Below are 21,786 nucleotides of genomic sequence, written 5' to 3' on the forward strand. Positions count from 1 at the left end.
ACAAGGGAAGATGATGAAACACCGGGCTAAGCATCTTTCACTTTTAAGCTAAAAAACTTGAGGAGAATTTTTCATTAAACTATAGTTTTACGCAAAGTTTGAGGCAGGAAATAAAGATGAATAAATGAACTGATTTAACAACATAGCAACCTCATGCGGACGCTCCTCAGCATACTTCACTAATCATACAAAACTTCCAGAGGAAGGATTCTCTTTCTGCAGCTTTTTTACAATATTGACAAACAATGCCTGTCACTGTTCGCCAAGAACGTCTTTCAAAACTGTTTGCGTTCATCATCCATTATGGGAAGGAATAGTTGATTTTCATGTATGGGTGGGGAGTAAAATTTACTCATGGATGTTTTTTGCGGAAAAAGGGAGGACACCCGAAAAGAGAACGCCTAGCGAACACTTTTGGGTCCCATCATGTTCGACACATACTCTCGAACACTGAGTTCACGACAGAGGCTTTGCATAAATGACCTTTCCATCACGCATAATTTGCCGTTTTATTTCCTCATTCAGCGAGTCAAAAAACAGCACATCACACGAATAAATGCCGACAATCTCGTCAATGTCGTCCATTATTTTCCCCTTTTTATTTCCGGTATAATCAAGACACAAATCAATATCAGAATTATAGCGTGCCGTGTTTTTTGCGCGTGATCCAAACAAAATAACTTTTTGAATCTCTTTGTCACCTTCAAAATACGTAAGCAACCGCTCAAATACATTTTTATTAATTCCATACATCGCTATCAATCACTTCTTCTTTTATTTTTTGAAGCAACGCTTCGATTTGGTGAACATATTCATTTACGATTTTATTTTTTATTCGCTCATAATCTTCTTCGTTATACACATGGGCAGTTGCGTTTCGCGAACTCAGTATATCGTTCCATACATCAATATTTTCAATCCATCCTTCCTTAAAAGCTTGACGATAACATGCCCGCGGACTGTTTAGTTCAAGCCCGGATGACTTAAAAATTTTTGATAAAAGCTTCCAAAGTTGATCTTCTAAAATCTCATATTTTTTCACAATCGAATCTCTATACACTTCTTTCATCAATTCGTCTTCATTTGTTATTTGTTGCGATGCTGAAATCACATTTTTTAAGTGCAACAATAAACGAAATGCATATTGATACGACAACATGATCGATTCTTTGTATTTGTCAAACAAATCGTCCATTCCCAATCTACCGCCTTTCTCTTACATAATAACACAAAAAGGCTAAAACTATGTATGGCTTCTTCTGATGACTTTCAAACAAACAAGACATAAGTTCAACAACTTGATATGGTTGCTAATATAATGAATACATCTTCCATGGACATACTCAAATTCCAAATTGTATAAATTTAAAACATTCGACAAAATAGATTTTCACTCTTGTAATAATGATGCATTTTTTGCGTCATGAGTATCAATCTCGAAAACATAATTAAGAAAAAAAGCCTCCTCCTAGCCTTTAAAGCATTTTTTCAAAAAGTTGAAATTGACACATATTTCATCCTCGAAAAATTCACTGAGCATGTTGAGATACGTAGCTTGGTAAAAAATGACGCGAATATGAATGTTCATTCTTTGCGACTTCTTTGTTTTTTCCTACTTATACTTACTCATTCGGCATCGTTCAAAAAAAATCTACTTTTTCGGAATCAAAGATTACGAAATGTGAGTGAACGGTTTTTTAGAGTACATTGAACATCGTCTGGAAGAAGTTCTACAACGCTTAAGACGTTTCTTGAGAAGTCGAAATATTGAATTACAGTTACATTTATATATAACAGAAATGCTCTTTTTTCATTGTTTATTTGACAGGGTTAATTGTAGGGAGTTTTTATCTGGATTCAAAAGCTCTTCAATATATTTTAGAACACTTTTACACAAAATAAATAACTCAACTTTCGCAGTGAAAAATTTATGAATAATCCTTGATTCGATAGGTTTCTTTGGGTATCTCATATTCACTTGACACTGAAAAAATTCGTCTAAAAAACAAGAAGACACCTCTTTCTTTTGGTAAACGATTGGTGACCAAACCAAAAACCAAAGAAAGAAAAGTGTCACCATTATGATAACGAAAAAAGAGTATTTTGCGCAATTACTAAAAGAAATAAAAGACGGATTTTCTGAATGACAAATTGGTAATCATTTAAGAAAAGCAGGAATTATCAAGGCTTGTGGTTATTCTTGTTTATCGATTTTTCAACTATTATTTCTTCTTGTTTTTCAATACAGAAACTGGTACCACTCCTTACAAAGCAAAAAGGCTGCCGATTTACCAGGAAAAGATACCATTTATCGTTTTTTGAACTCGTCTACGTATAACTGGTGAACCTTTTTACTATCTCTGAGCTCCGAAGTGATTCGTCGTGTGAAACAAACGATTTCGAAGCGCCGTGTTACCGTGTTTATTGTAGACGATTCGATTTATTCTCGTAACCGTAGTAAATCGGTTGAGCTTCTAGCTAAAGTATTCGATCATTCCACTCGTCAGTTTGTCAATGGTTTTCAACTATTAACGCTCGGATGGTCCGATGGCTTTACATTTGTACCTATCGATTTCGCTCTTTTGAGTTCAGCGAACCAAAAGAATCGCTTGAACGAAATCCATTCGTCCATTGATAAACGAACCACAGGCTACAAACGACGGCTCGAGGCATTGGAAGCAAAACCAAACATGGTGTTGACATTAGTAGAACATGCATTGGATAAAGGGATTTTCGCTGATTATGTGCTCATGGATACATGGTTTACTCATGCCCCGTTGGTGGAGATTCACTCCAAAGGCCTTTTTGTCATTGGCATGGTCAAACAGCTGAAACAACGGTATCTTTTTAACGGAGAACGTTTAACCTTGGAACAACTGTATCGAAAAGCGAAACGAGACATTGGCAAAAAAGAAACACTCGGCTCGATTCACGCAACCCTTCATACGGGTTTACCAGTGAAAATCGTGTTTGTGCGGAATCGAAACAACCAAAGTGAATGGCTGGCCATTTTGAGTACAGATACTACTCTGTCTAATGAAGAAATCGTTCGAATCTATGGGATGCGTTGGGACATCGAAACCTTTTTTAAATTCAGTAAATCGTTTTTACATTTAGCCAAAGAGTTTCAAGGTCGTTCCTATGACATGATGATTAGCCATACTGCCATTGTCTTCACTCGGTATATCTTGATTGCTTGGCAACTTCGAAAAGAAGAGGATCCGACGACCATGGGCAACTTATTCTTGTTTCTATGTGACGAAGTAAAGGAGATGGACTTTAAAACGGCTTTACTACAATTGATTTCTCTTTTCCAAACTTTGGCTGAAGCTAAGGTTTATTTGAGTATGGACATTTTTCAGTGTCAACTGTCCAATTGGATTACTTCTTTACCTCGTTATATCAAGGACTGTCTGCATATTTCTGTGTGCGAAAGTTGAGTTTAATATATAAGTTGCAATAAAGAATTTCCGTTTTTTCGTTTCGGTTTTCATCTAAATACAAGCTGATATGATATAACGTGGCGAGTGATCAGCTGGATGTAAAACAAAATTTCAACTTATATAGCTACCGTTGTTGATGATTTTTTTGAATAATCCGTCTCAGTTCCTCGATAGAAACATTGGCTTTATGTAACATGGCGTGGCAATTAGGACATACGGGCCTTAAATCATCGAAAGGATTTACTCGATATTCTTCATTTATTTCACTTAATGGTTTTATGTGATGGATTTCGATGAATTTTTTACCGATTTCGCCATAAAATTGTTCAAAATCAAATTCACAAACAGAGCATTGGTACCCATATTTTAATAAGCATAACTGTCTTGCTTTAGGATTCCGCTCATATCGATTTACAGCCACCAGCTTTTTGCTGCCTTCGTATAATTCGATATTTTCTAATTCTTGCGGTAAAAGAGTTTCTTGACTTTTATCGTTCAAGTCTACCTTTTCATAGATGCGTATAGCCTCTTTTAATTCAGGTCTCAATTGCCAAATAAACGTGTTTCGATCTTTTTCTCCTAAAAAGGGAATATGCCAATATCTAATGGTGTCATCTTTTGCTCTTGGAAATTGCACATCTTGAAGCTTACTTACAATTCTTTTTCCAAGTCTTCCGATTTGAAGGTTTAGGACAGAATGACTCTTTTTATTTAGAAGATTTGCAAGTTGTTTTCCCGTCGCTTTGCAATTCGTTTGATAATAAAGCATCATCATGAGCTCGACATCTTCTTCTTGAAAAATCTCTTTATTTCTTAATAATTCAAGCCATTGGCGAACTGAAATATTAAGAGATTCTTTGTAAATCTTCATCCAATCATCTCTCCTAGTAACTTTTAGCGAGTTCGTATGCTTTTAGTCCTTCATCGCCAGTAAGAACTTCGACTTCTCGTCCGTTCACGTTTGCGTAAAATTTGGTGGCTGTTTTAATCATTGCTCAGCTTAAAAAATAATATCGTAAGATTCATTGCCTTTTAACAGCTGTAAAAAATCTTCCGTCTCCATCACGGTATCGACCGGAACAACGGTACTATCATTATTTCTAACAATGCAGATGACTCTTTTTCGATGCGTACTTTTTCGCAGATAAATAAGTTCTGTTTCTCCAATCATTCCCATCCGAAAAGCTCTCGCCAAAAGGACATCTGTACTTAAAAAGCTGATTGGATTGATAGTGGGCACGTTTAACAAGTTATGTTTAGATGAATAATCCATAATTTTTTTCTTTATTTCCACAACCGCAAAATCACTTGTGCTAATGGAAATTTGTTTAATTTTATTTCCATAATGGTGAACAAGCAAGAAAGCCAATGCAAGAATAGAAGTTTCTCCAGCGTTTTTCTTTATTATCCCTTCTTCCTTGCTGTCAAAGCCGTTTTTATAATAATTCCCAATCCACTCATCATCAATATCTACTCTGCCTGATTCCGCTTCTTGAATCTGTTTTTTTAAATATCGATGCGGCTTTGATCCGGGAGAAGAAGCATTGGCAAACACTTTCATGAGTTTCAAGTCATGATAATCTACCAAAGGGAGGTAATCCGTTTCTTCATCCAAATAAAGCAACTGTTGAGGGATAGAAGAAATATATTGAAGCAGATGTTCACTTTGTGCAATTTCAGCATACACCCAGCCTGGAACTAAAATAAGGTCGTAATATCCATAGATTTTGTCAACTGGAAAATATTTTTCGTGTTGGGTGCAAAATTGTACATTATTATTGTCAAGTATACAAATCCGCAAATCATGTTCTTTTGTAATAAAACTGTTTAACTCTTTAAAACTATCGCTAACCATCTCATACATGATTCAATCCCTCTAATGTCCGGACAAATTGGTTGAGAAACTCTTCATGTTCCTTATACATTTCGACTTCTTCATGTTCTGCGCGCTTTTCTTTGATTTTTGTTTCTAATGCTCCTAAGTCGATAATATTGCTCGGCTGAACCAATGATACATCTAGGGCCAACTTGCGGAACATCTTCTCGAATTCTTGCTGGCTGATTCTAATATCAAAGTTCTTTTTTATTTGCTGGCGCAGTTCTTCGTTTTTATATTCTCCTGCTGATTCATATAGTTGGATGAGGATGGCTTTGTAGGGTGCTTTGAAGGTATCGATGCAGTGCATAATTCGCTCAACAAATGGCAAGTGATGGCCCACCTGATAAAAATACCCATACACATCATGACCTAAAAGCATTTGGCTGGCAAAATAATCTGCTTTTCTCTCAGAAAGATCAAATTCTGTTGAAATTATGTGGGACGAACTTTCTTCAATCCCTTTGATTAAGTGGTAGATTTCATGCCAACAGATAAAATACTGATACACCCTCGGTTGTGCCGTGTTAATGACAAACACTTTCTTACCATTAGGCAATTCCCTGATGGCGCCACCCCAATTTTCGTCAGGTATAGGAACTTGAATAAGATAGTGTTCTTTTAGTATTTGCAGGGCCTGCTTTTCAGGTGAAAGGATGCGGATTTTTTTATATCTTGTCTCCACAACCGTAATAAGTCGTTCAATTTCCTCTTTGATTTCTTTGTTCAGCTTGACCGTCTGATCCAGATTTTCACTAGTAATTCGCATCATTTTCCCATGCCTTTCGTTTATAGATAGATGGCGGCAATATCTAATAAGTCATCAAGATCGTTTAAAATCTTTTGAATATGTTCCGGCCTGTTTTCTTCCTGTAAACGATCAGAATATTGCATAGCCGGTCTCTGCCATGATTCAGGAATGATCACAGGAGGATGCAGAAAGTAATCCTCAGGCAAATTGAAAGCTGCCGTAATTTTTTTTAGATGGGTTTCAAATGTAACTGGGCTTGAAATTTCCCCGGCAAGAATTAAATTTAATGTTGGACGAGAAATGTTTGTTAACTTAGAAAAAGATGATTTTGAAAATCCTTTTAACCTAATAAAAGTGGCAATATTCTCGCCAATTTTCTTACGATGTTGAAAGAAGTTCATTTTTCCTCCCTCCTTGTGCCGCAGTATCAACTTGTTTCAAAATATACTTGCTGTTAATAATTATACCCTAAATATCTTTTTTGCAAAAATAAATTTTACAATTTGTAAAAAAATCAATGCTACTTTAAAATAAAGGACGTTTATGTTCACCTTAACTAATTTTGGTAAAAACCACTTCAAAACATGTCATAAAAACAAAAACAGAAGCCAATACAGCTTCTGTCATTAAACTTCGAGGAGACAGGCATTTGACCAGTGTACTACTTCAGCTCATCATATTTTTTCTTTGAACCAAACGCTTTTTCAATCGGATACTTTTTTTCATTTTTCTCCATTTTATTGATGATTGCTTCTTCTAAATCAATGCCTAATTCATGTGACAATAAAAGTGCGTAAATAACAACATCAGCTAGTTCATCCTTAATATTTTCAAAATTAGCTTGAACTGCTTCTTCGCTTGTTTTCCATTGGAAATTTTCCAGCAATTCCCCCGCCTCTAACGTTAGGGAAATCGCTAAATCTTTTGGAGTATGAAACTGTCTCCAATTACGAGCATCTCGAAATGCGATTATTTTTTGCTGCAAGTCTTTCAAAAAGCTCACCACCAAACTAGATCGCTTACAAATTTTACATAAATTATAGCAAAAAAATGCTATTGGAAGCTATTTTATTCCAATTTTTAAATTAAAAAACTCATCCCTGCTTCATAGGTTAGGAATGAGATTCGGTAATCACTTCTCTCGTTTTAAAAAAAAGATTCATCACTACTTTTTGTGATTTTGGCAAAAAAGAAGAAAACACTTACGAAAACCTGGCAATAATGTTAGCTACCACACAAACATAAGGAGGTTTCGTAAATGCTTTCTATATCACTAAAATTGCCAGTTTAAAGAAGGAGCAGTAAAATTAGTTTTAGAAGGTGGAAAACAAATTACAGCAACGGCTAGACAACTAGATATTTCACCAAAAACCTTACATAGATGGGTGAGTGATTATAAAAAGGATCCAGTAAATAGTTTTGTTGGGAGTGGCAACTTAAAACCTGAGGATGCAGCTATGCGTGAATTAAATAAGCGTATAAAGGATTTGGAGGAAGAGAACGCAATCTTAAAAAAGGCTATGGGCATCTTCGCCAAAAACCAGAAGTAATATATGACTTCATTGAAAAACACCAACACGAGTTTCGTGTAGCGAAGATGTGCCAAGTATTAGGTGTTGCAAAAAGTGGATATTATGCTTGGAAAAAGCGTGAAAAGAGTCAACAAAAGAAACGAAAAGAAAAGCTAACAGCTAAGATTAAACGTGCACATTTAGAATCAAGAGGCCTATATGGTAGTCCTAAAATTACAAAGGTACTTAACGAACGAGGTAAAGTCATGGATATCCGGATTCAGTTGCAAGAAGCTCTTGCGGAATGCGAACGTTTAAGGAAAGAAAATGAATATTTAAAACACATTCTTTCAACGATGATGCAAAAGAAAGAAAAAAGTAATTCTGTAACTACGGCTAGTTCTATAGTCAACAACCAATCGTCCCCTGAAGAAAAGATACGATTATTCAAGCGGCTTTTTCGAGGACGGACTGATGTATATGCGGTTCGCTGGGAGTCAAAAAACGGCCGTGCGGGATATACACCTGCCTGTGCCTATGAGTGGCAACCACCTCTTTGTCGAAAACCGGAGATCAAATGCAGTGAGTGTCCGCATCGAACATTGCTACCGCTAAATGATCAAGTACTGTACGATCATTTAAGCGGAAAGCATACTGTTGGAATTTATCCGATGCAAAAAGATGAAACGTGTTTCTTTTTGGCGATTGATTTTGACAAAAAGAATTGGCAAGAAGATGTGTTGGCGTTTGTTTGTGTATGTAAAGAGTTTTCCGTACCGTATAGCATTGAACGATCAAGATCTGGGAATGGTGCACACGTATGGATTTTCTTCTCCGAAGAGATTCCTGCTTCATTAGCTCGCAAAATGGGAATGACATTGCTCACTAAAACAATGGAAAAACGATATGAAATAGGTTTAGACTCCTATGATCGATTATTCCCGAATCAAGATACGCTTCCAAAAGGCGGATTCGGAAATTTAATCGCATTGCCGCTTCAGCGAAAGCCAAGGATAAACGGCAATAGTGTATTTGTCGATGAATCCTTTACTCCTTATCCAGACCAATGGCTGTATCTATCTTCTGTTCAAACGATGACAAAAAAAGAAGTACAAGATGTGGTACAGCTTTACGAAAATAAATCTATTACTGTAAACGAAGTTTATCCAGAGAAAATTACTATTGAATTAAAGAATGGTCTATACATTCCAAATGATAGAGTCCCCTCTTCTCTTTTAACTAAGTTGACGAAACTAGCAACATTAGCGAATCCTGAATTTTATAAAGCTCAGAAAAATCGCATGTCTACATACGGAATACCACGAGTGATTAATTGCTCTTGGGATGAGGAAGGATATTTAGTCTTACCGCGCGGCTGTTTGGAGGAGGTTATTAACCTTTTATCGTCATTATCCATTCAAACTGAAATCATTGATGATCAATTCGATGGCCAGACGATTGAGGTGGAATTTCAAGGTGAGTTAACTTCTCAGCAACACGATGCCATATCGCAATTATTGAAACACAATACAGGTGTTTTTTCAGCAGCCACTGGTTTTGGTAAAACAGTTATAGCGTCCGCTCTTATTGCGGAACGAAAAGTTAATACGCTAGTCATCGTTCATCGGACACAGTTGATGCAACAGTGGTTGGAGCAATTATCAACGTTTCTTAATATTTCATCAAAAGAAATCGGACAAATTGGCGGCGGAAAAAACAAAATAACAGGAAAAATTGATATAGCAACCATTCAAAGCTTAAATTACAAAGGTCAGTTGAAGTCATTTATTACCCGATATGGCCAAATCATTGTCGATGAATGCCATCATATTTCTGCCTTTAGCTTTGAGAAAGTGTTAAAACAAGTTCGCGCCAAGTATGTGTATGGGCTAACGGCTACACCGATTCGTAAAGATGGTTTACACCCTATTATTCACATGCAATGTGGTCCTATTCGTTATAAAATTGACGGGAAAACCCAAGCAAAAGTAAGGCCATTTATTCATCGTTTAATTCCGAGGTATACGAACTTTACGTCCTCACACAACGACATTCAGCAACTTTATAAAGAAACAGCACTCAATGAACAGAGAAATCAGCAATTATTTGATGATGTGTTATCTGCGCTTGAAGAAGGTCGTTGTCCGCTAATCTTAACAGAACGAATTGAACATGTTGAAATTTTAAAGCAATTATTTAAAGGATTTGCTAAAAATATTATTGTACTCTCCGGGAATATGACGAAAAAAGAACGGATGGAACAATTGCATCGACTTTCTTCCATTCCTGATGACATGGAAAGATTAGTGATTGCAACAGGAAAATATATCGGTGAAGGATTTGACGATGCGAGGTTAGATACTCTATTTTTAGCCATGCCGATTTCATGGAAAGGCACCCTGCAACAATATGTCGGACGCTTGCATCGAATTCATGCAAATAAACAAGAAGTACGTGTATATGACTACGTGGATAAAAACATCCCGATGATGCAAAAGATGTTTGAAAAAAGATTGGCGGGATACCGCGCCATGGGCTATGTGTTAGATGAAAAAAACACTTTGTACAACGAACAGATGAAGTTGTTTTAATCTTAGTTATAGAAATGAAGGTTTCAATTGTTTCGTTTTTGGAGTACCTCTCCACGTGAACGAATTCTTCTATTTGTGCCATCTTCTGCTCCACCCTCTTGAAGTCCCCCGTGGGATTCACCACTTCCTCCTTCAAGTAAGTCCTATCGGATTGTCTGCTTCCACACAGAAGGTGAACGCCTAGCGATTCGTTCTCCTTAATTGTTCAGTCCTTCCTCTTCCATCTCGAGCTTGAAAGAGTACTATGACTTCTGCTGACTTCTGACTGTTCAGCTATCTATCACTAGATAGGTTACCAAGGTTACTTGGCGTGCCAGCCAGACCTCCCCGGGTAAGAGTGTAATCTTTCCTTCCATCCATCTGCTTCATTTACTCTGTATCACCTTCGGCAGAAAGGGCTTTGTTTTGTTGTGCAAACTCACCCAGTGATACCTAGCCTCATATGAAGTTCGTGTTCCGAGAGACCTTAAAGTTTGCCGCTCGCTTCCTTCAGATTCCGCGTCGCCACGGACACCCTTGCGTTAAGCTAACTGCTACTTCTGCCTTCGCAGCTCGGGACTTTCACCCTATAGATTACACCCATGCCGGGCGCACACAAAAAACAGAAGCCAATACGGCTTCTGTCGTAATGAAAGAATTAACGGCTAACAGCCCTCATCATAAACGCATCAACTTCATTCTCCGGCCCAACAAATTCAATATCCGTGCCGATTGCTTCAAAGTGCTTGCGGGCAAACTCGATTTTTGCGGATTCGCCCGGGCGCAAATCTCCTTCCCATTCTTGTCCTTTTGTCTCTAGAACGAAGTACAGCTTTTCTTCCCCGTCTTTCTCAATGACAAGCGCCCAGTCAGGATTGTAGGAGCCAATCGGCGTGTCAATTTTAAACCAGCTTGGCAGCTTCACATATACTTTTACTTTTTCGTCGTTTTCAAAGCGTTTGGCAAACCGTTCTTCCACAACCGAATCATAGACGATATGGTCAAACAGCGACTTTTCACTCGGAATCGCATTGTCGTTTAAATAGGCAAGCAATTCCTCGTTTTGGAACAATTCGACCGCATAATACGCATCGTCACCGATTTTATAATATTTCACACCGTCTTTTAACAGTTGCTTCATTTCGCGCTGGATGATCTTTGTCGCTTCTTCGATAAACTTTTGCGGATTGTTTTTGAAATCGTCAAGCCGCTTGCAGCCGGTTAAGATGCGGACGATCGTCTTACGCGTTAAATTCGTACGGTTTTGCAGCTCGGTAATGACATCTGGAAGCGTATGGTGCAAGCTGACGTAATCTTCGACGCTTTCGCTTACCGTTTGCGCCTGTACTCCTGTCACGCGGTCGATTTCCACTTTTCCCTTGCGGCTTAAAATTCGAATTTTCTCTATGCGCGGCATCGTTTGAATGCTTTCGATGCACTTTTGAATCAATTGTTCGCTGTCGAAATCGACGGAATAAACCGTTTTATACTTGATTTTGTCCCATAACTGTCTGAATTCTTCCTGATTGAATACGGACATATTTAATTTCACTTTTTTCTTTTTGGTTGCGTCTTTGATCGGCAATGCTTGCAAGTGGCGTTTTATTTCTTTTACGATCACCGAAATCCATGGCTGAAACTCCGCCCTTAAGCGCAAGTCATAGTTTTCTATCGCTTCCTTCAATTGTGAGGTGACCATGCTATGCTTGTCGATATAACCGTTTCGCTTTAATTCTTCATATAATTTTACCGATAAGTCGTAACCCATTTGCACCGGCTCTTCAGTCTTCTCGTCGACATAGACGAGCTTGGCAAATATATGTTTTTCGATTTTGCCAAATTTGACGCCCGTATCTTCTTCGATTTCTTTTTGCAGCGTCGCGACAAATTCTTTGTACGATTCGTTCGCCATAACCGTTAACGTGTTGACGTTATAGTCTTGGACACGTTCCCCGTTTTGGTTTACCGCTAAACGTAAGCCGCGGCCGATCTCCTGTCGTCTTGATACATATGTCCCTGCTGAATCTTTTAATGTACAGATTTGAAACACGTTCGGGTTGTCCCAGCCTTCGCGAAGTGCAGAGTGTGAGAAAATAAAGCGAAGCGGCTCGTCCAAGCTTAATAAGCGCTCTTTATCTTTCATAATTAAATTATATACATCCGTATCCGCTTCTGTGCTCTTACCTTCTCGTGAATCTTTCAGCTTTCCTTTTTTATCTTGCGCAAAATATCCATCATGAATTTTCTCTATGTCGATATCGACATCGATATCATTAAATAACGTCCGGTATTTTGGCTTTTGAATTAATTTCTTATACTCTTCTTCAAACATGACCGCATATTTTCCTTTGACCGGGTTGCCGTCTTTGTCATAATCACGATAGTTGGCCACCTTATCAATAAAGAAAAGACTTAACACTTTAATGCCGCGCGGTCTTAGACGCAGTTCTTTATCTAGGTGCTCCTCAATCGTTTTGCGGATTTGATATCGTTTAATCGTATCGTCATCTATGTCGCCAATGGCATCGCCCACCCGTAAATAATGACCGTTTACTTCAATGGACTCATTTCCTTCTGTCCAATCAATTTGTTCCACCATATAGCCGCGGTACAATTCCCGTTCCCCAGAAATATCGTATAAATCGTCCCCATACTTCACTGTTTTCGTTGTTCGTTTCACTTTGCCGCGCGTTTCAACATCAAGTTCAATTTTTGCTTTTCCTTCTTTTACTTCTACTAATTTTATATAAGGGACGTTAAATGATTCTTCAGAACGGACGGACATTACTTCAATTTTCTTTACGAGTTTTTGATTATAGGCATCCATTGCATCAAGGCGATACACCATGTTGTATTTATCGACATGGGTAGCCGAATAACGCAACGTACATAACGGATTTAGCGATGCGATCGCCTCTTTGGACTTCGGTGTCGTATCGACACTTTGCGGCTCATCGATGATGACAATCGGATTCGTTTGTTGAATGAACTCTATCGGACGATAACCGTTTAGTCGGTCGTTCGTCCGGTGAATGACGTTCGCTTTATCTTCTTTTTCCGGGTCTTCAAAACTTTTACGGAAGGCATCGATATTAATAATCATCACTTGAATTGTTGTTGCCGTCGCAAAGTTACGCACTTTATCGAGCTTTTGCGAATCATAAATGAAGTACTCTAACGGCGTACGGTTGTACAACTCGTCAAAATGCTCTTTCGTAATTTGCAATGACTTATACACACCTTCGCGAATCGCCACAGATGGCACGACAATGACAAACTTTGTAAAACCGTAATGTTTATTTAATTCAAAAATCGTCCGTAAATAAACATACGTTTTCCCGGTCCCCGTCTCCATTTCGACAGAAAAATTCATGCCATCGAGCGTTTCGCTGCGCGGCAAACCGTTCTTCATTTGGATGGCTTGGACATTTTTTAAAATTTCTTGAGGCGTAAGGTCTACACGGTTTCCTACGCCTAAAGCTGTTTGAATCATCCCTGCTTCTTCTTGCGTACCATAATATACAGTAAAGTTGGACTGTTTCATTTGTTGGCCTTTAAAAATTTGCACAACGGAATCAATCGCCTGCTTTTGGTAGTCTAAGTCAGAAATAAACTTTAACTTCATGGCTTATACACTCCTAACGTCCGTGATTCCGTTCTTTTTCAATGTTTGAATCGCATTTGTTTTCACGGAATCATTGATGAAACTAGACTCTTTGAAAATCACTTTTGGTGTCATGTGCTCTGACTGATGTTTCATCATCTCATTAACAATGTCTAAATCAATCTCATCTTCTAGACATAATAAAACGGAACCAAATCCGACTTTGTAAATCGTTTTCCCGTTATAGTCAATCTCTTCGATTGGCGTTGTGAGCGGCAAACCGATTTTAAGTAAAATTTCATACAACAAGTCTTCTTTTGTACGGTCTTGTTTTATGTTATCCTGCAAATCGAAAAGGGTTTGCTCCAAGTTGTCGAAATCAGGATCCCATGTTTTCACGTTCGAAGAATCGAGCTTAAACACTTTAAAGCCGATATCTAAATCCGTTTTTCCTGTTTCCTCGACAATCTTATCGCCTGCACGACGGATGCGTTCTTTTCCGATTTCGCAAATATTTTTATAACCGGCTTTATATGCTTCGTCATTTTCTTTGAGTATTTCCGGCAACTGAACCAATATAAATTTATTTTTTCTACTTGTTGATTTTGCATTCGACAATATTACTGAATGGGCAGTAGTGGCTGAACCACTAAAAAAATCTAAAATAATATCATTATCATCAGTTAAAAATTCAATAAAATATTTAATTAATTCAACAGGTTTTGGATTTGAGAACACATGGCGGTTAAAAAGATTGAAAACTTCCTCTGCTCCAGTACTAGTGTTTCCTTTATCATCCAAAATGCTTCTAGGCTTTTTTCCTTTTGGTAATCTTTGTTTAAATTGAACTGACCAGCCATTTTCAGTTTTAACAAATCGTATTTCTCCCTCTTCTAAATCTTTATAAAATCTATCTTGCGATCTTAACCAACTAATCTTATTTCCATATTCATCATATTCCAATACTGTTCCATCTGGACAAGTAATTGGATAATATTGCTTTCCTGATTTTCTTTTAAATGTATCCCAATAAAACTTTCCTTTTTCATCTTCTTCTTTGTATCGTTTTAAATATTCTTCAGAATATGCTTCAAAGAAAGGAGGGAGCACATTTAGATTTTTTGCAAACATGACAATATACTCATGCTCAACTGCGATAAACTTTGAATCGTTTCCTCCCCCCTTTTTATTTTGCCAAACAAAATCGCAAATATGATTTTCTTCTCCAAAAATTTCTTCACACAATTTTTTCAGATTAGTAATCTCTGAATCGTTAATACTTATTAGTATAACTCCATCCTCTCTCAACAGATTCCTTGCCAACTTTAACCGCGGATACATCATATTCAACCAATCAGTATGAAATCTTCCATTCGTTTCTGTATTAGCCTTTGTTGTTTGCTCTGTCATTTCCTTGTAATTTTTAATATTATCACGGAAGTCATCTTTATACACAAAGTCCTTCCCCGTATTATACGGTGGATCGATATAGATCATTTTAATCTTTCCGAAATACGATTTTTGCAACAGCTTTAGTACTTCGAGGTTGTCTCCTTCAATATAAAGGTTTTCCGTTGTATCCCAGTTTTTGCTTGACTCTTTGTCGAGTCTCAATGTTCCTGTCGACGGCGTTTGTGCCAGTTTCATCGCTTGCGTTTTGCCGTGCCAGGTGAATTCATATCGTTCGTTGCGTTTTTCAATTTCTTCTCCAAGCACAAGTTTTAATTTTTCAAAGTCGATTTTTCCTTCGGTAACGACTTCCGGGAATAACTGCTTTAACGCTTCAATATTTGTTTTCACTAAATCCATCGATTTTCCGTCTAGTTTTTCCATGATGGTTCTCCTTTCATTGCAATTGTTGTTTCAACTGTTCCATTTGTTTTGTTAGCTGTTGAATTTTAATATTCATCTCTACTTTTCGATTAAACTGCGTTTCTTTTTTCATTTTATTTTTCCATTTCGTTATTTCCGCTTCGTATGCTTGGATTTGCGCAATGAGCTGCTGTTGTTTGGCATATTGCTTTTCATCTTTAATAAGATAAAACGTCCCCGTAATACCGGCTTGCTGTAATGCTTGCACCGCTAAGTCAAATTCTTTGTAGTACTCAAAAAAGTTATAGAACGAGATGCTCGTAATATGAACGGCACGCAAAAACTTCTCAACCGTTTCATCATGAGCATGTAAATCAATCCAAGGGGTGTAATGAAAATGTTCTAGTACGACTTGAGATGAATCGACTTTATTTAATCGTTTTAGGCATGTGCTGACTTGGATTCGCTCTTGTTTCTCAAAAACAATCACCACAGGATTCGGAAGCGCCCCTTGGATGATTTCACCGATGACCGGCAGATGATTGTCTTTCGCTTCCTCCCTCAGTTGAATCGTGATAAACATAACCCCTTCATAATGGTAGTTTTCATTAATAAATGGCTGGATATTGATAGTGTTCGGGGTTAATAAATAACTTAATTCAATCCGTTCAATATATTTCGTAATGTAGTCTTTTTCTTTTTTGTTTAAGTCGGCGAATTCGTAGAACATCTTTTTATCTAATTTTTTATTGAGCGGACGGACTTTATTGTCCAGCCCAATCATACGGTAAAACGTTAATCCAGCCATCGTTCTCACCCTTTTATAATGAGATAAGAAATGATTTCAAAATCCTGCAGGCTTGTATTCGCATTTGTGACGAGACTGTCTAAATTCCCTAGACTAAAAATGTTAAGCGTCAATTGTTGGTCGATCTTCCCGACAATATCTTCCACTGCTTTTTCCAACAGCATTTTGTACTGTCCCATCTCTTTGCCGTTCTTTGTTTCTTCATAAAACGCCGCATATAATTGTGCTTCGACTTCCTTTTGCCCATTGCATAGCGAGCGATAAATATCAAGAATTTTTTTGATGTGAACATGGTTATAAAGTACATGCCCATCCTCTTTTATATACACCAAATAATATGGATGGAGCGCATTTTGTTCATTAGAAGCTGTAAAGTTGTTAATTTGTTTTAGGCAAAAAATAACTCCAGGTTGAATTTCCGCACTCAGTTTTTCATTTTTATTCGTTGTGATACTGAATAAACCTAATGGAGCCTTCTCGATTACATCTTTATTGTTCTTCATGAAATTTAATAAATCCATTCGGAAATCATCCATCGTGAAATCCGTTAACGAAATATTTCCCGAAATATCCTCTAAATCAATCACTTCATTTTGCAATTTTTCTAATTGTTTTCTGCGATATCCTAAATCTTTCATTTCGTTGCTGTTGTCAGCGATGACGTTTTCTTCCCCAGTAGAAGAAATATCAAGGATGGTCATTCGGTCTTTCACCCTGCCGACTAGATTAATATATTCGTCTAACTCCATCGACGGCCAAAAGTTCACTAACTGAATGCGTTCATTTTTGCTTCCAAGCCGGTCAATGCGGCCAAATCGTTGAATAATGCGCACCGGATTCCAGTGAATATCATAATTGACGAGATAATCGCAATCTTGCAAGTTTTGTCCTTCGGAAATACAGTCGGTTGCGATGAGAATATCAATTTCTTCCGTCATAACCGGCATGACTTTTGCTCTTTCTTTGGAAATAGGTGAAAAGTGCGTTAAAATGCTGTTGAAGTCAGCTTTCGGTACGATAAATGTTGTTCTTGGCCGATCTTTACCTGTAACAACCGCACAATGAAGCCCAAATTGTTTAGAAACCCATCGATGTAAATTTTCGTATAAATATTTTGCTGTATCGGCAAATGCAGTAAAAATGAGTAGTTTTTTGTTTTGTCCATTGATTGGATGTTCGATTTTCGTTTGAATAACTTTTTTAAGGGCTAATAGTTTTTGATCGCGATTTGGATTGATTCGTTTTGCATGTTGCAATAACTTCAGCAAAATTTCCCGATCATATAACAAATCTTGTTTCCAACGAATGAGATCTATATCACGAAGCAAAATTTTTACTTTTGCACCAATGAAGGCATCTTCCAATTCTGAATCTTCTGTATCCATGTCAGCGAACTCGCCGATGCTGTCACTTGTTGAATAATGGTTAATTTTGGAAATACAAGAGTCAATTTGAGCAATAATGCTTTCTAACGTTAACGAAAAAGAATAAACGCTGCTTTCAAGCCGTTTTAATAAATTTGTTTTCATTAAATAGACGAGGTTGTTTTCTCGGTCCGTTTGTTTAAATACGCGCCCATTAGCCACTTTCGTATCGTACTTTTCGTGATAAAACGCCTGCATATGAGGCAAAATATACTTCATTGGTGAATAAAGAGCAAAGCGCAAGCGCAAAATATCATTATTAATTACGGAAAGTGGGGGAAATTCATTTTCCACATCAATCTTTTCTTTCATATTAATTGGCTTTAGGCGTTGTGGAAATTTTCCAATATCCTTAACATTGTAATATTTTTCAATATGACGACGGGAACGGGCAATCGTCAACGAATCAAGCAACGTAAAATAATCCCAGCTTAACATGTCCAATAACCGCTCCGTTGTCCGCTCTTCTTCCGGCAAGTTGCTCCATTTGTTAAACTGTGACTGCGCCCGCCGAATCGTTTGGCTGATGTTTTTAATGTTTGCTGTTTCCGCTAACACTTTGTCATTTCCTTCTGTAATAAAAGCAATTTGGTTTTTTAAATCATCCAGCTTGTTGTTCACTGGAGTAGCGGAAAGCATCAGCACTTTTGTTTTAACTCCAGCTTTTATAATGTCATTCATTAACCGGGCATAACGGGTGATATGGCTTTTCCTTGGATCGTTGTTGCGAAAATTATGTGACTCATCAATGACGACTAAATCATAATTTCCCCAATTCACATACTGCAAATTAATATCGCCACTATACCCGCTCTCCCTTGATAAATCGGTATGATTCAGCAAATCATAAGAAAAACGGTCTTCAGCTAATATATTCCGCTTATCATTGGAACGATAAATCATCCAGTTTTCCCGTAATTTTTTCGGTGCAAGAACTAACACGCGGTGATTACGGAGTTCATAATATTTGATAACCGCTAACGCTTCAAACGTTTTTCCGAGGCCGACACTATCGGCAATAATGCAGCCGCCGTACGTTTCGATTTTGTTGATGGCCCCAATTACACCATCGCGCTGAAAATCGTACAGTTTATTCCAAATCACTGTATTTTCAAATCCGGTTCTCGTTTGTAACGCCTCGTAATCTTTCGTATCTTGTAAAAAATCTTTGAAAAGATTGTAGAGTGTAACAAAGTAAATAAACTCTGGCGAATTTTCTTTATACAATACTTCTAAACGACGCAATATTTGTTCTTTTACATCCTGCAAGGCGTACTCGTTTTGCCAAATCGCATCGAATTTCCTGATAAGCTGGGCATTTGTCGCCGCATCATCAACGATATTATTAATGTACATACTTGAAGAGTTGCTGTAACCTAATCCCGGACTTGAGAATGGCGCCCCGCCGACAAGGCCGATTTGCGTTCCGTCTTTGTTTGCGACATGATATAACCCACCTTGAATCCGTTGATTGGTGACTGACTTAATTTGTGCTTTTTGTTTCAGCCATTTGGCAAATTCTTTGGCTATATATGCTTGGTTTAATTCTGTTTTATACTTTTGCTCTTCTTCGACTCCGTACAATAACGCCTCGTTTTTTTCTATTTGCTCTTTTAATAAATTGTCACCTTGCACGAAAGCCGGTTCTGTAAAAATAAAGCGAAATTCTTCTAACTGAGAAAGCTCTTTCTTTAATTCGACAAACGCATATAACGTAAAATGAGCAGCCGCAACAGACAGCTTACTGCCCTTTGTTATGTATTCTTTCAAGACATCTCCTACTAAACCCGTTTGTTTATTATCAATAATCCCTTTTGACATGTTTCAGTCTGAACTCCTTTATTAGAATGCCTATTCAACGTACTGAGACAGAAGACCATATCGTTATTTCAGCATAATTACATTATACTAAAACAACAACGAAAAAATTTGATGAATTTTGCCGAAAACTTGTGTGAACGTGAATATACACATTGCACCAATAAATAAAAAAGCTGACTACAATGGTTCTCCTTTCTCCACCTTGTAGTCAGCTTTCTGTAAACGAGTAATTCAAAAACTTAACTTTACCCCCGAGCACACCCAGCACTAGCAACAAGAGAGTTGGTAAAAAAACTCAAGGTTCCGTTCGCCAATGCTCCAGCATAACATCTCGTCTATTACCCGCCGCATCCCGCTCCTTATTTGTTTTTCAAAAAACTCTTTTCCAGCAAACCGGGGGACAAATGAAAAGCAATGCACTTATTTTCAACGACATCGCAACCTAAAACTGAATTTACAAAATGGTTATATCATTTCTAACTGCAAATCATGCACCATATTTAAATTCCGTTCCTTTAAAGACGGAACCAGTTTCCCACAAACGCTTATATTTACTTTCAATTGTGGGAGAGCTTTAAAATGAATGGAGTGAATTTTTGCTTCATAATCCCCATCGTTCTCCATAAGCTGAAACATAAATTCACTATAAAAGGCTGGAATATATCCTAACTTACGCCCTTGGCTTGTTAATACAATCACTGCTTTCGGATCTTGTTCATTCTCTGGCTCTAGTTGAAACTGTACCTTTTCTCCGATTTTTAGCTGTTTAAGGATTTGTTCCCCTTCATAATATCTCCAGCCAGCAATATAAAAATCAAAGTCAAAGTGATTTCCGTACACATAAATAGGTGCTACAAACTCATATGAATCAGTCGCAAGCCTGCCGCCGGTAGCTCGCAATAAATCCATTTCCGTATAATCACTTGACAAGCCGTGCGTCCGCAAAATTTTTGGGAAATCAGGGCGGCGACGATCAGGCAAACGTCGTTCGAAAGGTCCGAATAGCCTGTCAGAAACGTATATTTTATCGATATCGCGAAACGCTAAATGTGGCTGATATCCGTTTTCTAATGCGTCTAATAATCCCCTTCTTTTTCTGCTTTTTTCATAATAAAATACATATTTGCCTTCGTGATGTACTAAATTCCCAATATGATATCGCTGGCGCGTACGTTCGTTTTGCCAAATAAGCCAAAGTACAAAAGGACGGGTCATTTATTTCACCTCCGTATACCAATTTATTAGCCACTCTCTTCGATATTGTAATAATTTTAATACCCATTCTTTATAAACTTTACTCATTGCTTCTTCTGAAATTTCACTTAAAATGACAAGTATTTGCTTTTCATTTATTTGACTTATTCTTTCAACCATTTCTTTTGTTTCTTGTGGATATAATTGATAAATAAAATTTAATAACTCTCTATATTTTGGTTTCTTTTTGTCAGGCAATCCTATTAAAGAGTAGCTTCGGTTAGTAAAAGCTGTAAACATTCTTTGATCTTGAAACATTTTTAGGATACGTTCTTCCTGTAATTGATACCCTAGTGATGCTCCGTTATCATATATAGGGGCAAGCTGATAACCTGCTTGATAAACAATGATTCCCCAATTGTCGCAGTGTCGATCTTGATTTGCAATTAGCGCATCGAATATGGGTATTTGAATAAAGTTTCTTTCAAGACTAAATTCGGATAATACTTTTATTATATTTGGAAAATCGTAATACTTTAAGCTGTATCTATCAAAATCTTCGGCAATGGTAAAAAATAAATCTCCGCCTTCATAAAATTCCTTATCATCATGGACAAAGTTTTCTGATAAAATACCTAATATACCATTATAGACTGCTAAATCAGCTTTCATTGTTTTTAATCCCATTAGTTGTCCGATTTTCGAGGCAATAACTTCTGCCCAAGCTTCACCCGTATTCTCCTTAGGAATCTTAAATAAATACCGTTGTTTATCCAATGGGTTAATCAACCAAAACTTTTGTCTAGTTCCAGAAGCTTGCCTTTTCTCATCTTTTTCCCAATGACTAACATCGAACAAACTCATGAACATAATCCTCTTTCTTCAATTTAGCATTGATTAGAGAATCACTACATCAATCAAGACCACTGAAAGATTTGTCATATTGATTATCTATATTATAGCATATATGTT

General features: G+C 37.3%; 14 protein-coding genes and 1 pseudogene. 2 read left to right on the forward strand and 13 right to left on the reverse strand.

Annotated elements, in window-relative coordinates; translation table 11 throughout:
- Positions 1 to 456 precede the first annotated feature (456 nt).
- Both NSQ41_RS10090 and NSQ41_RS10095 read right to left on the reverse strand, forming a co-directional pair.
- Complete coding sequence (locus tag NSQ41_RS10090) at positions 457 to 753, reverse strand: nucleotidyltransferase domain-containing protein (RefSeq protein ID WP_003397908.1); 297 nt, start codon at positions 751 to 753, stop codon at positions 457 to 459.
- Positions 740 to 1,195, reverse strand: a complete 456-nt coding sequence (locus NSQ41_RS10095; protein ID WP_094245930.1) for an HI0074 family nucleotidyltransferase substrate-binding subunit — start codon at positions 1,193 to 1,195, stop codon at positions 740 to 742. Before NSQ41_RS10095 ends, NSQ41_RS10090 begins: the two co-directional genes overlap by 14 nt.
- A gap of 886 nt (positions 1,196 to 2,081) precedes the next feature.
- On the opposite strand from NSQ41_RS10095, the pseudogene NSQ41_RS10100 reads away from it, so the two are divergent.
- Positions 2,082 to 3,440, forward strand: a pseudogene (locus NSQ41_RS10100) (transposase).
- 127 nt (positions 3,441 to 3,567) lie between these two features.
- Here NSQ41_RS10100 and NSQ41_RS10105 read toward each other — a convergent pair.
- The 5 genes from NSQ41_RS10105 to NSQ41_RS10125 all read right to left on the reverse strand — a co-directional run bounded on the left by NSQ41_RS10105 (position 3,568) and on the right by NSQ41_RS10125 (position 7,064).
- Complete coding sequence (locus NSQ41_RS10105; protein ID WP_339209841.1) at positions 3,568 to 4,314, reverse strand: HNH endonuclease; 747 nt, start codon at positions 4,312 to 4,314, stop codon at positions 3,568 to 3,570.
- Positions 4,315 to 4,443: 129 nt separating this feature from the next.
- Positions 4,444 to 5,307 (reverse strand): hypothetical protein, encoded by an 864-nt coding sequence (locus NSQ41_RS10110; RefSeq protein ID WP_339209843.1) that lies wholly within the window; start codon positions 5,305 to 5,307, stop codon positions 4,444 to 4,446.
- Positions 5,300 to 6,091, reverse strand: a complete 792-nt coding sequence (locus NSQ41_RS10115) for a hypothetical protein (RefSeq protein WP_339209844.1) — start codon at positions 6,089 to 6,091, stop codon at positions 5,300 to 5,302. Before NSQ41_RS10115 ends, NSQ41_RS10110 begins: the two co-directional genes overlap by 8 nt.
- Positions 6,092 to 6,108: 17 nt before the next feature.
- Positions 6,109 to 6,471 carry a helix-turn-helix transcriptional regulator gene (locus tag NSQ41_RS10120; protein ID WP_066247507.1) on the reverse strand — a complete coding sequence of 121 codons (363 nt, stop codon included), beginning with the start codon at positions 6,469 to 6,471 and terminating at the stop codon, positions 6,109 to 6,111.
- A gap of 260 nt (positions 6,472 to 6,731) precedes the next feature.
- Positions 6,732 to 7,064 carry a nucleotide pyrophosphohydrolase gene (locus NSQ41_RS10125; protein ID WP_044894221.1) on the reverse strand — a complete coding sequence of 111 codons (333 nt, stop codon included), beginning with the start codon at positions 7,062 to 7,064 and terminating at the stop codon, positions 6,732 to 6,734.
- Positions 7,065 to 7,667: 603 nt separating this feature from the next.
- Between NSQ41_RS10125 and NSQ41_RS10130 the strand changes: the two genes are divergently transcribed.
- Positions 7,668 to 10,172, forward strand: coding sequence for a DEAD/DEAH box helicase family protein (locus tag NSQ41_RS10130; RefSeq protein WP_339209845.1), 2,505 nt, complete (start codon positions 7,668 to 7,670; stop codon positions 10,170 to 10,172).
- Positions 10,173 to 10,809: 637 nt separating this feature from the next.
- Here the strand turns inward: NSQ41_RS10130 and NSQ41_RS10135 are convergent.
- From NSQ41_RS10135 to NSQ41_RS10160, 6 genes are all read right to left on the reverse strand, one after another.
- Positions 10,810 to 13,776, reverse strand: coding sequence for a DEAD/DEAH box helicase family protein (locus NSQ41_RS10135; RefSeq protein WP_339209846.1), 2,967 nt, complete (start codon positions 13,774 to 13,776; stop codon positions 10,810 to 10,812).
- A 3-nt stretch (positions 13,777 to 13,779) separates the two neighbouring features.
- Entirely contained in the window at positions 13,780 to 15,588 is a 1,809-nt protein-coding gene (locus tag NSQ41_RS10140; protein ID WP_339209847.1) for a site-specific DNA-methyltransferase, read from the reverse strand.
- 13 nt (positions 15,589 to 15,601) lie between these two features.
- Positions 15,602 to 16,375 (reverse strand): DUF4391 domain-containing protein, encoded by a 774-nt coding sequence (locus tag NSQ41_RS10145; protein WP_339209848.1) that lies wholly within the window; start codon positions 16,373 to 16,375, stop codon positions 15,602 to 15,604.
- A 5-nt stretch (positions 16,376 to 16,380) separates the two neighbouring features.
- Complete coding sequence (locus tag NSQ41_RS10150) at positions 16,381 to 19,620, reverse strand: helicase-related protein (RefSeq protein ID WP_339209849.1); 3,240 nt, start codon at positions 19,618 to 19,620, stop codon at positions 16,381 to 16,383.
- Positions 19,621 to 20,085: 465 nt separating this feature from the next.
- Entirely contained in the window at positions 20,086 to 20,835 is a 750-nt protein-coding gene (locus NSQ41_RS10155) for an HIRAN domain-containing protein (RefSeq protein ID WP_130157819.1), read from the reverse strand.
- Positions 20,836 to 21,678: a HipA domain-containing protein gene (locus tag NSQ41_RS10160; protein WP_339209851.1), complete on the reverse strand. Its 843-nt coding sequence runs from the start codon at positions 21,676 to 21,678 to the stop codon at positions 20,836 to 20,838.
- Positions 21,679 to 21,786: the final 108 nt, after the last annotated feature.

The organism is Aeribacillus sp. FSL K6-8210 (assembly GCF_037963925.1).
GTDB lineage: Bacteria > Bacillota > Bacilli > Bacillales > Aeribacillaceae > Aeribacillus > Aeribacillus composti.

Excerpts from the sequence above, each read along its gene's own strand:
- NSQ41_RS10155 (WP_130157819.1), bottom strand. The coding sequence starts at position 20,835 with ATGACCCGTCCTTTTGTACTTTGGCTTATTTGGCAAAACGAACGTACG.
- NSQ41_RS10145 (WP_339209848.1), bottom strand. The coding sequence starts at position 16,375 with ATGGCTGGATTAACGTTTTACCGTATGATTGGGCTGGACAATAAAGTC.
- NSQ41_RS10095 (WP_094245930.1), bottom strand. The coding sequence starts at position 1,195 with ATGGACGATTTGTTTGACAAATACAAAGAATCGATCATGTTGTCGTAT.
- NSQ41_RS10150 (WP_339209849.1), bottom strand. The coding sequence starts at position 19,620 with ATGTCAAAAGGGATTATTGATAATAAACAAACGGGTTTAGTAGGAGAT.
- NSQ41_RS10160 (WP_339209851.1), bottom strand. The coding sequence starts at position 21,678 with ATGAGTTTGTTCGATGTTAGTCATTGGGAAAAAGATGAGAAAAGGCAA.
- NSQ41_RS10115 (WP_339209844.1), bottom strand. The coding sequence starts at position 6,091 with ATGATGCGAATTACTAGTGAAAATCTGGATCAGACGGTCAAGCTGAAC.
- NSQ41_RS10130 (WP_339209845.1), top strand. The coding sequence starts at position 7,668 with ATGTGCCAAGTATTAGGTGTTGCAAAAAGTGGATATTATGCTTGGAAA.
- NSQ41_RS10120 (WP_066247507.1), bottom strand. The coding sequence starts at position 6,471 with ATGAACTTCTTTCAACATCGTAAGAAAATTGGCGAGAATATTGCCACT.
- NSQ41_RS10090 (WP_003397908.1), bottom strand. The coding sequence starts at position 753 with ATGTATGGAATTAATAAAAATGTATTTGAGCGGTTGCTTACGTATTTT.
- NSQ41_RS10110 (WP_339209843.1), bottom strand. The coding sequence starts at position 5,307 with ATGTATGAGATGGTTAGCGATAGTTTTAAAGAGTTAAACAGTTTTATT.
- NSQ41_RS10135 (WP_339209846.1), bottom strand. The coding sequence starts at position 13,776 with ATGAAGTTAAAGTTTATTTCTGACTTAGACTACCAAAAGCAGGCGATT.
- NSQ41_RS10140 (WP_339209847.1), bottom strand. The coding sequence starts at position 15,588 with ATGGAAAAACTAGACGGAAAATCGATGGATTTAGTGAAAACAAATATT.
- NSQ41_RS10105 (WP_339209841.1), bottom strand. The coding sequence starts at position 4,314 with ATGAAGATTTACAAAGAATCTCTTAATATTTCAGTTCGCCAATGGCTT.